The 11809-nt window shown below is 60.5% G+C and carries 13 protein-coding genes; 5 read left to right on the forward strand and 8 right to left on the reverse strand.

Annotated elements, in window-relative coordinates:
• Positions 1-253: 253 nt before the first annotated feature.
• Positions 254-994 carry an alpha/beta hydrolase gene (locus tag ACCD02_RS31990; protein WP_413310589.1) on the reverse strand — a complete coding sequence of 247 codons (741 nt, stop codon included), beginning with the start codon at positions 992-994 and terminating at the stop codon, positions 254-256.
• Between the two features lie 261 nt (positions 995-1255).
• On the opposite strand from ACCD02_RS31990, the gene ACCD02_RS31995 reads away from it, so the two are divergent.
• Both ACCD02_RS31995 and ACCD02_RS32000 read left to right on the forward strand, forming a co-directional pair.
• Positions 1256-1495, forward strand: a complete 240-nt coding sequence (locus ACCD02_RS31995) for a hypothetical protein (RefSeq protein WP_413310590.1) — start codon at positions 1256-1258, stop codon at positions 1493-1495.
• A 176-nt stretch (positions 1496-1671) separates the two neighbouring features.
• Complete coding sequence (locus ACCD02_RS32000; RefSeq protein ID WP_413310591.1) at positions 1672-2223, forward strand: hypothetical protein; 552 nt, start codon at positions 1672-1674, stop codon at positions 2221-2223.
• A 150-nt stretch (positions 2224-2373) separates the two neighbouring features.
• On the opposite strand, the gene ACCD02_RS32005 is transcribed toward ACCD02_RS32000, so the two are convergent.
• Positions 2374-3915 carry a class I SAM-dependent methyltransferase gene (locus tag ACCD02_RS32005; protein ID WP_413310592.1) on the reverse strand — a complete coding sequence of 514 codons (1542 nt, stop codon included), beginning with the start codon at positions 3913-3915 and terminating at the stop codon, positions 2374-2376.
• A gap of 616 nt (positions 3916-4531) precedes the next feature.
• On the opposite strand from ACCD02_RS32005, the gene ACCD02_RS32010 reads away from it, so the two are divergent.
• A complete protein-coding gene (locus tag ACCD02_RS32010) occupies positions 4532-4759 on the forward strand; it encodes a DUF6124 family protein (RefSeq protein WP_413310593.1) in 228 nt (75 codons plus the stop codon).
• 129 nt (positions 4760-4888) lie between these two features.
• On the opposite strand, the gene ACCD02_RS32015 is transcribed toward ACCD02_RS32010, so the two are convergent.
• The 5 genes from ACCD02_RS32015 to ACCD02_RS32035 all read right to left on the reverse strand — a co-directional run bounded on the left by ACCD02_RS32015 (position 4889) and on the right by ACCD02_RS32035 (position 9697).
• On the reverse strand, positions 4889-5683 hold the full coding sequence (locus tag ACCD02_RS32015) for an ABC transporter ATP-binding protein (protein WP_413310594.1): 795 nt from the start codon (positions 5681-5683) through the stop codon (positions 4889-4891).
• Positions 5677-6675 (reverse strand): ABC transporter permease, encoded by a 999-nt coding sequence (locus ACCD02_RS32020; protein WP_413310595.1) that lies wholly within the window; start codon positions 6673-6675, stop codon positions 5677-5679. The genes ACCD02_RS32015 and ACCD02_RS32020 overlap by 7 nt, the downstream gene beginning before the upstream one ends.
• Positions 6662-7729, reverse strand: a complete 1068-nt coding sequence (locus ACCD02_RS32025) for an ABC transporter substrate-binding protein (RefSeq protein WP_413310596.1) — start codon at positions 7727-7729, stop codon at positions 6662-6664. The genes ACCD02_RS32020 and ACCD02_RS32025 overlap by 14 nt, the downstream gene beginning before the upstream one ends.
• Before the next feature lie 288 nt (positions 7730-8017).
• Entirely contained in the window at positions 8018-9157 is a 1140-nt protein-coding gene (locus ACCD02_RS32030) for an MFS transporter (RefSeq protein WP_413310597.1), read from the reverse strand.
• A gap of 6 nt (positions 9158-9163) precedes the next feature.
• A complete protein-coding gene (locus tag ACCD02_RS32035) occupies positions 9164-9697 on the reverse strand; it encodes an N-acetyltransferase family protein (RefSeq protein WP_413310598.1) in 534 nt (177 codons plus the stop codon).
• A gap of 105 nt (positions 9698-9802) precedes the next feature.
• On the opposite strand from ACCD02_RS32035, the gene ACCD02_RS32040 reads away from it, so the two are divergent.
• Positions 9803-10687 carry a LysR family transcriptional regulator gene (locus tag ACCD02_RS32040; protein ID WP_413310599.1) on the forward strand — a complete coding sequence of 295 codons (885 nt, stop codon included), beginning with the start codon at positions 9803-9805 and terminating at the stop codon, positions 10685-10687.
• 81 nt (positions 10688-10768) lie between these two features.
• Positions 10769-11317, forward strand: coding sequence for a UDP-4-amino-4,6-dideoxy-N-acetyl-beta-L-altrosamine N-acetyltransferase (gene pseH / locus ACCD02_RS32045; RefSeq protein WP_413310600.1), 549 nt, complete (start codon positions 10769-10771; stop codon positions 11315-11317).
• Between the two features lie 127 nt (positions 11318-11444).
• Here pseH and ACCD02_RS32050 read toward each other — a convergent pair whose 3' ends face one another.
• Positions 11445-11657, reverse strand: coding sequence for an EF-hand domain-containing protein (locus ACCD02_RS32050; protein WP_413310601.1), 213 nt, complete (start codon positions 11655-11657; stop codon positions 11445-11447).
• Between the last annotated feature and the right edge of the window lie 152 nt (positions 11658-11809).

Below are 11809 nucleotides of genomic sequence, written 5' to 3' on the forward strand. Positions count from 1 at the left end.
TTTATTCCTACTCCTCAAAATTGGGGGGTTTGGGGGGCCGGGGGCCCCCGGTCAAACCCCCCCCCCGGGCTCCCCCCGGTCCCACAGGGTTTCACGGATCCCCGCTGCCATTCTTTTCAGGCATACCTGCTATCGATACGCACGACTAATAGCCCGCCGGAAAAATCGCTAATCTGACCTCATTGCGATTTGTCTCCGCTCCAGGAACGCAACTTGACCGCCCCTCCCCGGGCGGTTTTTTTTCGTCCAGGCTTTATGGCCGGCTTGCCGCGCGCTGCAACCAGGCATTGAGGTCGTTCATTTCGGTGTTATTGATGGTGTGGCGCATGCCTTCGTAGAGGTGGTAATCCGGGTTGAGCCCCAGGGTTTCCAGCACCACACGGGCACCGCTGGCGCTACTGGCCGGCAGTACCGGGTCGAGGCTGCCGTGGCCGATGAAGATCGCCAGGGACTGGCGGCTATTGTCCGCCTTGAGTTCCTGTTGCAGTACTGACAACACCTTGCCGCTGAGCACCGCAATACCGCCCACCAGCTCTGGATGGCGCAGGGCAACTTCGTAACTCATGATCGCACCCTGGCTGAAGCCGATCAGGAACACCTTGCGTGGCTGGGTATGGTACTTCTCGGTGGCCTGGGCAATGAACTGGCCAAGCAGCTCGTTGCTGCGTTGCAGGTCGGCGCTCACACCGTCGTATTCAGCAGCGTCGGGACGGCTGGCGAACCAGCGATAGGCGCCCTCCTGCTGAGTGAGCGGACCACGTACCGACAGGTAGTTGTACTCGGCCGGCAGTTCATCCTTGAGGCCGAACAGATCCTCTTCGTTGGTGCCGGAGCCATGCAGGAAGATAACCAGAGGCTTGTCCGGAATGCTGTCATCGACCTGGGCCAGATAGCTCAGCGCCAGATCGGTCTGCAGCACAGGCTGTGCTTGATCAACAGCTGCATGGGCGGCACCGGCAAGGGCCAGCAGCAGAACGGCGAAATACTTCAGCATCGCAACAAGACCTCAGGCGGAAAATCGCTGCCATCATACGGGGCTCACTGAAGGCTTTCAGTGAAATCTCCGTACGGTCGTCGACTTGGCACAAAAATTTCAACACTTACCGGGCAAACCTGCAAAACACCACTGACACAGGACGTTCAGCGCCCATCGCGCACCAGCGAGAACCGCCGCACGGCCCACCGTTCATAAACAGTGCAGAAAGTGGGGCGCGTATCCACTGACCTGACGTTCTACCTAAAGGAAGAAGTAGCCATGAACTACCTGTCGTTGCTGATCAATGCCTTTGCCCCTCAACGCACTGCGGCCGCCGAAGCCGACGGTGACACCCTGATGGTGATCAACCCCCTCGCCGCCAGCCAGCTCAGGCACGAAGACCTGGCCGCCAGTGATGACTACCTCGACGAGATGCTCGATGGCACCGAGTGGCATATGTCACTGATGGACCTGGCCAGCCTCGACAATGCGACGAGCCTGTTGCCGCGTTCGGCATAACCAATGCCTTTAGTTGCCCCTGTGGGACCGGCTTTAGCCGGGAAGGTGTTTTCCCGGCTAAAGCCGGTCCCACAGGACAGCCCATCTTCCGGATCGCCGGTTGCCCGCTGCCCTTGATAAACGCCTCCGGCGCAGCCATCTAGTAAGCTTTGCGGCTTTTAATCTGGAGCGTATGCGTGACTACGGAAGATGCGGTATTGGCGAGCGAGCCGGTGGAACTCAAGCGAGTGACCACGGAAATGGACGAGTCCGAGGACCGTCTGCGTCTGGTCGGCGAGATTGAAGCGGGCGAGCCCATGGTGTTCTGGCTGACCCAGCGCCTGCTCAAGCGCATGCTGCCGCACCTGCTCAGTTGGTTACAGCCCTCCTCCAGCGCCAGCCGCGCCTCGCCGGTGCCGGATTACCACACCGACGCCATCCAGGCCTTCGCCCAACAGGCCGCCGTGGCGCAGTTGCCGCATCAGGCCCCGGTGCTGGCCCATCCCCAGGACAGCCGTCTGCTGGTCGATGCCATCGACATCACCCGCACCCCGGACATCATCGCCCTGACCTTCAAGAGCGGCGAGAAGAAGGCTGCCCTGCTGCTGGCACAACAACCCCTGCGCCAGTGGCTGGCGATCCTCCATGAACAGTGCCGCACCGCCGAGTGGTCCATGGATGTCTGGCCGGACTGGATTGTCGACAGCACCCCAAGCCCGACACGGCAGGTGCGGGCGACGATGCATTGAGCCCCGTGCAGGTGCATGGATTGCACCTATTCACTTGTGGGAGCGGATTCATCCGCGAAAAGGCCAACATATCCGACGCATGCAGGTCGCCTGTAATGCCGTATTCGCGGATGAATCCGCTCCCACAAAGATTTCAACAGCGTGGCTGCCTCACGCCACCCGCAATGCCTTGAGCACCGCCAGGCCCTTGTCAGCAAACACCTCGGCCTGACGTGTCAGCTCGGCCAGGTTGTCTTCGGGGCTTTCCATGGCCTTGCCGTCCTTGAGCAAGCGCTGGCCCTGTTCGGCGAGGATCTGCCAGACGTACTGTGCCCATTCCGCAGGTTGCTTGCGGCCCAGGCGAATGGCGTTGAGAAACAGTTGCTGGAAGCGATCCACGGTCACGCCGCCGCCCGTCACCGGGCTGGCCAACACCTCGACCCGCTTGTCGAAATGCGCCTGCTGGCACAGATGCTGGTTCAGCGCTGCACAACGTACCTGCACCTGCTTCTCGGCCGCTTCGCTCTGACACGGTGCCACGGCCCCCAGGCCGACCAGAATGGCAATCGCCTGACTAAGAATCGGGTAGCTCGGCGACGGCAACGCAGCCGCCAACTGGCGCATGGTTTTCGGCGCATAAGCCTTGGCCGCCAGGGCTTCGATCAATGGCGCGTAGATCTCCTGCTGCAGGGTGGCCTCGCCCATGGCGCCGGTCACTTTGCTCGGCACGCTGTCGGCCGACTGGGTCAGCACAAAGCGCGTATTGAGCATGCGTTCGCGCTGTTCGCTATCGGCCAGCTTGCTCGCACCGCGTACGTACAGGTCCTTGCGGAACTGCTGGTTGACGAAATAATCCCGGGCCTGCTCGCGCATGATCGGGTGCTCGATGGCCTTGAGAAAGGTCTGGCCTTCGGCGCTCAAATTGATCGCATCCACGGTGTCCTGGGTCACAGCGGTACAGGCGTAATCGAGCTTGGCCGGGGCCAGGGCGTCGACCACGTCGGTGAAGTACATGACGTTCCAGTCGCGGTTGAAGTATTCATGGGCCACGTAATTGCGGTTCTGGCCCATTACCGTCTTGAGCTTGGCATCCAGACCCGGCACCGCCCTGGCATAGGCTGGCTGGGCCGCCAACAGCGCTTCGGAAAACTTCAGCGCCGCCTCGACCCGGCCCACCGCGCCACTGGCTGGCGCGGCAAAACGGTCGTGCAGCGTGAACAGCTGGCGCAACGGTGCCTGGGGCGACCAGCCCGGCAGGCAGTTGTAGCTGATATAGAGCACGCCACCGGGCTTGAGGTGACGGCGGGTGAACTCGACGATCAGCTTCTGATTGTCGCGGCTGATCCAGGTCCAGATGCCATGCAGGCTGATGCTGTCGAATTGTGGCAGGTCTTCCCGGGCCAGCAATTGCTCGAAACTGTCGTCATACAGCCGCGCCGAGCTGTTGAAGCCGGCGGCCAGGCTGTTGGCATGGTTGGCATGAGCCGGATTGAAGTCGGTTGCCACATACTGCCCGGGGTTGGCCGCCGCATGGATATTGACCGAGACACCCTGACCAAAGCCCAGCTCGCAGTGGTAGGCATTGGCACTCTCGACACCCCCCAGGCCTCTGAGCAGCAAACAGTAGCGCTGGAACACGGGATTGATTTCCCGGTAATAGCCATAGGTATAACCCACGTCCGTGAAATAGCCTTCGTTCCAGGTATCGCTCATAAGTTCAGTCCGTTAAATCTACAAAAATGAGAGAGATTTCTTATAGATGCACGAAACATTCCCTACAAGAGAAAACTCTCATTCGCGGGGATTATTCCGATCAGATATCCCGATGAGGGCATTGCCACGCGGATGAAGGGTTTGGGCGGGTTTGTTTCTAAACATTTCACAAGGCCGGTGCAGCATGTGTGTGCGGACTCATCCGCGAAGGGGCTGCTCTGGCTTTACAGCAGATATAGAATCTCCCACAGGTTGTGCTCGACGGGACATATGCCGCGAGCATCGGCAACATCTTGCAGGACTCGTCTGTTTCCCTTGAGTGAAGTTTCCGAGACAATCCCCACCCTCTTGCGCCTGTGAATTTCGGTCCCTAGTCTGCGCCGGTCGTTGCCAATTCAACGAACGGGTGTAGTAGCCCGGCTTTATCAGGCGCACCGCGCCACCTTCTGCAGGCGCTTTTTTACGGCCTGGTTTTTATGGTGGCCGTGCGCAGGACACCTTCGGGTGTACCGGGTGCCTGATCTCCGGACTACTACCCTGCGCGCGGCCGCCACCCTGATCGTGTAGTAGCGATGATGGTGTCGGCTCCTCACCGATTGATCAGGAGTCAAACCCCATGCAAGACACCACCCCCGCCCCACCCTTCAAAGCCAACGAAAACCTGACCGCCATCGAAGCCCTGAACCATGCCAGCGGTATGCTGCGCTGCAACTGGGTGTCGCTCTATGAATGCGCCGATAACCTCAAGGATCCGGAACGCAGCCAGATCTTTTCGGCAGTGCAGCAGATGCAGTTGATCGATGCGCTGGTGGGCAAGGCGCTGGAGGAATTGCCCGGTTCCTGAGGCCGTGAAGAGACCTTGTGGGAGCGGATTTATCCGCGAAGCTGGCAGCCCAGACGATGGAAATGCATCGAATGTACCGACCTCTTCACGGATAAATCCGCTCCCAAAGATTCAAGCGAGGCACCAATCTCACCAGTTATCTGCCAACCCCAGCAACCCCAGAATCTGCTTACGCAAATCCACCAGATACGGATCATCACGATGGCGCGGATATGGCCGTTCGATGGTCAGTTGCGCTTTGATACTGGCCGGACGATCGCTGAAGACGATGACCCGGTTGGCCAGTAACAGGGCTTCCTCAACATCGTGGGTGACCAGCAGAGCGGTGTAGCCCTGGCGTTGCCAAAGGTCGATCAGTTCCTTCTGCATGGCGATGCGGGTCAGGGAGTCGAGCTTACCCAGGGGCTCGTCGAGGATCAGCAGGCGCGGCTCGTTCACCAGGGCGCGGGCCAAAGCCACCCGTTGCGCCATGCCACCGGACAGTTGCCGGGGATAGGCACGACCAAAAGTACTCAGGCCGACCTTGGCCAATGCCGCATCGATTTTTGCCGAGTGGGTCTTGAGCAGGCCTTGGGCCTCCAGGCCCAGGGCAACGTTGTCGCGCACCCGGCGCCACGGATACAGTGTGGGGTCCTGAAACACCACCACGCGACTTGGGTCCGGGCCTTTGATCGGCTCGCCGTCAGCCAGCAAGCTGCCGCTGTCGGCCGGTTCCAGTCCTGCCACCAGGCGCAGCAAGGTCGACTTGCCGCAGCCCGAAGGCCCGAGCAGCGCGACGAATTCACCGGGGGCGATATCCAGGGAGACCTTGTCCAGCACCGCCAGGCGCTGGCCCTCAAGGGAAAAACCATGGCTGATGTTGTCGATACGCAGGGCCAGTCCGGCCGTGCTTGCGCTCTCTTTCGAAGCGGCTGCCGCTACCATTTCATTGCTCCTTGCTGCCAGGCCAACAGCCGGTCACGAATCAGGAACAGCGCCGAAATCAACCCGGAACAGGCCAGGGCCATGATCAGCAGCGCTGCGTACATATTGGCGTAGGCCGCCCAACCCTGGGCCCATTGCAGGTACCAGCCGATGCCGGATTTGACCCCCATCATTTCCGCTACCACCAGGGTCGAGAACGAGGCGCCCAGGCCCATGAACAGACCGACGAAGACATGGGGCAAGGCGGCGGGAATCGCCACGTGGAAGATCAGGAAACTCTGCTTGGCGCCCAGGGTTCGGGCCACGTCGTAGTAGGCCTTGTCGACACTGGCCACACCGGACCAGGTCAGCACCGTGACCGGGAACCAGGTGGCCAGCGCGATCAGAAACACACTGGCGCTCCAACTACTGGGAAACAGAAAGAAACACAGCGGCAGCAAAGCCGTGGACGGCACCGGGCCGAGGATGCGCAGCACCGGGTGCAGCCAATAGCCAATACTGCGCGACCAACCAATGGCGACCCCGGCGATAAACCCGGTAGCCGCACCCAACGCCACGCCACTGCCGAGCAGCAACGCCGAGTGCCAGAGGCTGTCGGCCAGACGCGACCAGTCCTCGACATAGACATCCAGCAACGCCTGGGGAGGCGCGAAAAACGGCACCGGCAGCAGGCCCAGCTTGGCGGTGAGCAACTCCCATGCGCCAAGCAGAATCGGCAAGGCAATCAGCCAGGCGCCTGCCCCGCGAACCCGCCGCGCCAAACCCGGCCACCAGCGCCCGGCGATAGCCGCAACCACGATCAACCCCGCCACGACCAGAGACAAGCGCGCCAGGCCGTCGGTCATCGGCCAGTTGCGGCTGGCGTTGGGCCAATAGCTGATCAGCGCGGCAACGCCGATCCAGGCCAGCACCGCCAACACGCCCTGCCCCCAGAACTGCAAGGGGCGGCGCGCAGCAGGGCTGCCAATATCGGTCAACTCAACTGAAGACATCGGCGGTGATCTCCTTGGCGAAGGCGTTGGCGTCAGTGCTGGCGCGGATCACCTCGACGCCTTGCAGATCCTTGACGTAGGTGGCGATTTCCTTGGTGAGTTCCGCGCCGACCGCATGGTGGCCGTGGGTGTGATCATGAAGGATCGCTTCGACTTCCTCGGTGCTGGTATTGAGGGAATAGGCCTGGAAGCCTTTGGCAACCTCGTCCGGATGTTTCACCGAGTAGTCATGGGCCTCGAGAATGGCCTGGGTCAGCGCGGCCGCCACCTGTTTATTCTCCCGGGTCAGCTTGCCGGTTACACCGACCACGCAGCAGCTGATGTTGGCGTATTCCTCGACCAGGTTGGACGACAGCTCCCGGGCCTTGCCGCCCTTGATCAGGCGATACATGAACGGGTCGCTGCCACTGATGGCCTGCACTTCACCGCGCTCCAGGGCCGTGCCGAGCAGGTCGGCGGGATACAGGCGCCACTCGACATCACGTACCGGATCGACGCCGTGGCGCTTGAGCAGCACGGAAAAGAAGTTACGGTCCGGACTGGCCATGTCGGTGACACCGATGGCCTTGCCCTTGAGATCTTCGAGTTTGGTAATGGAGCCGCTGGTGGCGCTCAACAGACGCAGGCAGCCACCATGGGTACCGGCGGTGAGTTTGACGTCGAAGCCCTGCTCCAGGGCCTTGAGCCAGCGCAGAGCCATACCGATCCCGGCGTCAGCCTTGCCGGTGGCAATGGCTTCGAGCAGCACTTCGGTGGAGTTACCGAAGTTGACCAGTTCAACGTCCAGATTGTGCTTGGTAAAGAAGCCCTGGCCATGGGCGATGACCACCGGCGCGAGACATACGGCATTGAGGTTGATCGCCAGTTTCAGCTTGCGCGGTTCGGCCAGACGGATGAAGTCGCCGGTCCCGGCAGGCTCGCCGTCGGCGTGATGCCCGGCATGCTCATCGGCAGCCCGGCCCAGACGCGGCAGGCTCAGTAACAGCGGGCTGGCCAAGGCGACGCCGGTCAGGCCCAACAGACGACGGCGGCTCAGGTGATCGAATCCGGCCATGCAGGTATTCCTTGAAAAAGTGAGGACGAAGCTGTGACCTGAAAGTCCTTTTAATAACTTTTCTCAAGGTTCCAGCGATTGGTTAGAACCCTATCACCGAACAAAACATTACAGAAATGCATTTAAATTCTAAGCAAAGATGCAATTTATCTATCAAAATTCGCTAAGTATCACTTCATGTGGGAGCGAGGCTTGCCCGCGAAAGCGATTTATCAAACTCAAGAGATGTAATGGATATATCGCCCCCTTCGCGGGCAAGCCTCGCTTCAACGACGAGGGTCGCTGTCCTCAAGTAATCTGTCGACGCAAGTGGAGCGCAATCATCAACATGACCAGACTGAGCCCCAACGACAGCGCCAATATCCCCTCCTCCCCCGCCACTTCCCGCACTGCCGCGTAACACCAGGGCGCCATAGCCGCAAAAACAAACCCCGGCGCCAGCAGCCGCCCCACCAACTGCGCATATTGCCCATGCTCGAACAACTCGAACGGCAGGCTGGCCCGCAGCAAAGTCGCCAGACCATTCATGGCGCCGTAGCCAAAGACAAACACACAGGCCAGCCAGATCCGCCCCTGACTGCACAGGCCGATGGCAAAGCACAGGGTCAGGCCCATACCAACCCAGACGTTCAAGCGCAGTGCTGGCAGCGAGCGGGCCAGCAAGCTTTGCGCCAGCCGCGAGCAGGTCTGACCGATGCCCCACAAGGCCGCCAGCCATAGCGGCAGGTTGAAGTCCACTAACAGGCCGGGCAAATGGGCAGACAGGCCGGCGGAGATAAAGCTGATCAGCGTCACACTCAGGGCGTAGCCGAGCCTGCGCGGCCAGGAGGCTGTGGCGGGCGGCTCGTCAGGCTGCCGGGATCGCGGTGCTGCGGTGTTCGGCAAACCACTCAATAGCAGGCCGCTGCATAAGGCCAATACGCCATACAGGGCAATCCCCGTGCGCCAGCCAAAAGCCTCGAGCAATCCATGACCCAATGGCCAGAACACCGCCGAGGCCAGACCGCCCAGTAAAGTTATCTGCACCATCACCGGCCGGGCCGCAGCACCGGCCAGCCCCGCCAGCGTGGCGAACAGGGTGTCGTAGAGCGACAGGCGCATGCCCAGGCCAAGCAACGCCCAGGCCGCGAAATAAACGCCTGGCGTGCTGCACAGCGACAAGCCGATGCAGCCCGAAGCATTCAATAGAGCGCCGATCTGCATCAGACGCCGCCCGCCCAAGCGTTCGATCAGCAGGCCACTCAACGGCGAGATCAGGCCCATGACCAACAACGCCACCGACAACCCGGCAAACACCTGCTGACCGCCCCAGCCCAGATCGGCAACGATGGCTGGAGCAAAAGCGCCCGGCAAATAGAAGGTCACCCCCCAGTTGATCAGTTGGGCCAGGCCCAATTGCAACACGACGCGCCGCGGCAGACTGGCCATGGCCGATCAGCACGGCGCACTGTCACAACCTTCACCCAATGCTCGCTGCATCAGCACGGTATCGACCCAACGCCCATGCTTGAAACCCACCCGTTCGAATACGCCGACACGATGAAAACCCATGCGTTCATGCAGGCGGATCGAGGCGATATTTTCGCTATTGCCGATGATCGCAATCATCTGCCGCCAGCCGCCGGCGGTGCAGTGTTCGATTACATCCCCCAGCACTGCCTGGCCGATACCCTTCCCCGCCATGCCATCACGCACGTACACCGAATCCTCGACAGTAAAGCGGTAGGCCGGGCGCGGCCGATACAGGGTGGCGTAGCCGTACCCCACCACTTCGCCTGCCAGCTCCGCGACGCGATAAGGCAAGCCTTTGTCGAGAACGTCGGCGCGGCGCCGTTGCAGCTCTTCCAGGCTCGGCGCTTCCAGTTCGAAGCTGGCAATGCCGGTCAACACGTGGTGCGCGTAGATCGCCTGGATGGCGGGCATATCGTCGTCCCGGGCATCGCGCAGGATCAGTTTGTCAGCTGGCATATCGGTCTCGCTTGGCGGCTGCAAATAAAGTGAAACCATGATGCCGCCCGGCCATCTCTAAACAAAGCTATGATTAATCATCCAAAGCATAAGTAAAACTTTGATATGAACCGCCTCAACCTCAACCACTTGCACACCTTTGCCCAGGTCATTCATCACGGCAGCTTTTCAGCGGCAGCCGAGCGTCTGAGCCTGACGCAACCGGCCGTGAGCCTGCATGTCCGTTTGCTGGAACAGCGGTTGAACCTGCGCCTGATCGAGCGCGTAGGCAAACGTCTCAAACCCACGGCAGCGGGCCTGACGTTGCTGGACCACATCGGTCGCATCGATGCGGTGGTCCAGGACGCGCTGCTGGAGCTGTCCAGCCATGCCGAAGGCATCGCCGGGCAGATCGCCATTGGCACCGGTGCCACCGCCTGTATCCACTTGCTGCCGCCCCTGCTGCAGCGGTTGCGGCAACAATTTCCGGACCTCGATGTGCGGGTCAGCACCGGTAATACCGACGGCATCCTCAAGGCAGTGGAAGAGAACCGTCTCGATCTGGCCCTGGTCACCCTTCCCGCCGCCGGACGCAGCCTGGCGGTGACGCCGTTGCTGGAGGATGAGTTCGTGGCGATTTTCTCTGCCGACACCGGCCACGTACCTGAGTCACTGACACCGATCAGCCTCAGCGAGGCGCCGTTGGTGGTGTTCGAAGCAGGCAGCAGCACGCGCCTGCTGATCAACGAGTGGTACTTGCAGGCGGGCCTGCGCATCAAGCCGGTGATGGAGCTGGGCAGTATCGAAGCGATCAAGGAAATGGTGGCCGCCGGGCTCGGCTATAGCATCGTGCCAAGCATGGCGGTGGCGGCCGAACACCATCGTCGCGGCCTGCAGGTACATAGCCTCAATCCGCCCCTGAGCCGTACCCTGGGCATCGCCCTGCGCCAGGACAAGCCCCTGAGCAAAGCGCTGCGCCAAGTGCTGCAAGCCTTGCAGGCGCTGGCGTAGCGCAGTTGCTTGTTCATGCCGATAATGGCACGTACTCTAAAAGCTTCTGAGGTCCATTATCCTTGTAGCAGGGACGCCAACATGCAGTTCATCCCGTTGCTGGACGCGACACCCGAAGTCCAGGCCGAAGTCCGCAACCTGCGCAACCAGACTGCCGTGCGCAAGTTCATGTACACCGAGCACGAAATCTCTCTTGATGAACACGCCGCCTGGCTTGAATCCTTGAAGGGCAACCCTCGGCAATCGGTGTTCGTGGTAATGCTCGACGACAAGCCTGCGGGCGTGGTTTCACTCAACGCCATCAACGCCCTGCATCATAGCGCCGATTGGGCCTTCTACCTGGACGGGGCGTTGCAAGGCAAAGGCGTCGGCAGCCAGGTGGAACTGTGGTTGCTCAATCATGCGTTCGATATCGTGCGCCTGGAAAAACTCAACTGCGAAGTGCTGCAAAGCAACATGGCGGTGATCCGTCTGCATGAGAAGTTCGGCTTTGTCATCGAAGGTGTGCGGCGGCAGAACGTGATTAAGGACGGCCGCCGCATGGACGTGGTGTTGCTGGGCATTACCCGCGAAGAATGGCTTGAGCAGCGGCCGAAGATGCAGGCGGTACTGGATCGGTTGATGCGCTGAGTCGGGCTTTACAGGAGCCGGGTTGCTGGCGATGGCATAAAGTCATTCTATAAAGATGCCGCCGTGCGGCCATCATCGCAAGCAAGCCGGATACAGCCCTGTATTCCAGTTCAAGGCCCTGGCTATTTCAATTTACGGTTGCTTTGAATTCATCGAAGCTGATCTTACCGTCCTTGTTTGAATCTGACCTGGCAAAGAACTCACTGATCTGATCCTCGCTCATGAAATCAGCCATGATGCGTTCGCACTCCGCAACGCTTATATACCCGTCTTTATCCTGGTCATGCTCATCAAATCTTTCCTGTATCAGTGCCAGATCTTCGTCGTTCAACATGCTCATGGTGTCACCTCCGTGGTGTGCGGAAATAAGCTCGACAAAGCTTGAGAAGGCGTACTCCCATTAGGACACTAGCAAATAACTGGATTACCCGACGGTCATCAATCTGAAAGACCAGAAGCAACGATCAATCTCCCCCACCGCCCCCGCAACCA

The sequence above is a fragment of the Pseudomonas sp. Pseusp88 genome (genome assembly GCF_047303955.1).
Taxonomy (GTDB): Bacteria; Pseudomonadota; Gammaproteobacteria; order Pseudomonadales; family Pseudomonadaceae; genus Aquipseudomonas.

What these genes read in the sequence shown, in the direction of transcription:
- ACCD02_RS32010 (WP_413310593.1), top strand. Translation starts at nt 4,532, where the DNA reads ATGCAAGACACCACCCCCGCCCCACCCTTCAAAGCCAACGAAAACCTG.
- ACCD02_RS31995 (WP_413310590.1), top strand. Translation starts at nt 1,256, where the DNA reads ATGAACTACCTGTCGTTGCTGATCAATGCCTTTGCCCCTCAACGCACT.
- ACCD02_RS31990 (WP_413310589.1), bottom strand. Translation starts at nt 994, where the DNA reads ATGCTGAAGTATTTCGCCGTTCTGCTGCTGGCCCTTGCCGGTGCCGCC.
- ACCD02_RS32025 (WP_413310596.1), bottom strand. Translation starts at nt 7,729, where the DNA reads ATGGCCGGATTCGATCACCTGAGCCGCCGTCGTCTGTTGGGCCTGACC.
- ACCD02_RS32050 (WP_413310601.1), bottom strand. Translation starts at nt 11,657, where the DNA reads ATGAGCATGTTGAACGACGAAGATCTGGCACTGATACAGGAAAGATTT.
- ACCD02_RS32020 (WP_413310595.1), bottom strand. Translation starts at nt 6,675, where the DNA reads ATGTCTTCAGTTGAGTTGACCGATATTGGCAGCCCTGCTGCGCGCCGC.
- ACCD02_RS32030 (WP_413310597.1), bottom strand. Translation starts at nt 9,157, where the DNA reads ATGGCCAGTCTGCCGCGGCGCGTCGTGTTGCAATTGGGCCTGGCCCAA.
- ACCD02_RS32040 (WP_413310599.1), top strand. Translation starts at nt 9,803, where the DNA reads ATGAACCGCCTCAACCTCAACCACTTGCACACCTTTGCCCAGGTCATT.
- ACCD02_RS32035 (WP_413310598.1), bottom strand. Translation starts at nt 9,697, where the DNA reads ATGCCAGCTGACAAACTGATCCTGCGCGATGCCCGGGACGACGATATG.
- pseH (WP_413310600.1), top strand. Translation starts at nt 10,769, where the DNA reads ATGCAGTTCATCCCGTTGCTGGACGCGACACCCGAAGTCCAGGCCGAA.
- ACCD02_RS32005 (WP_413310592.1), bottom strand. Translation starts at nt 3,915, where the DNA reads ATGAGCGATACCTGGAACGAAGGCTATTTCACGGACGTGGGTTATACC.
- ACCD02_RS32015 (WP_413310594.1), bottom strand. Translation starts at nt 5,683, where the DNA reads ATGGTAGCGGCAGCCGCTTCGAAAGAGAGCGCAAGCACGGCCGGACTG.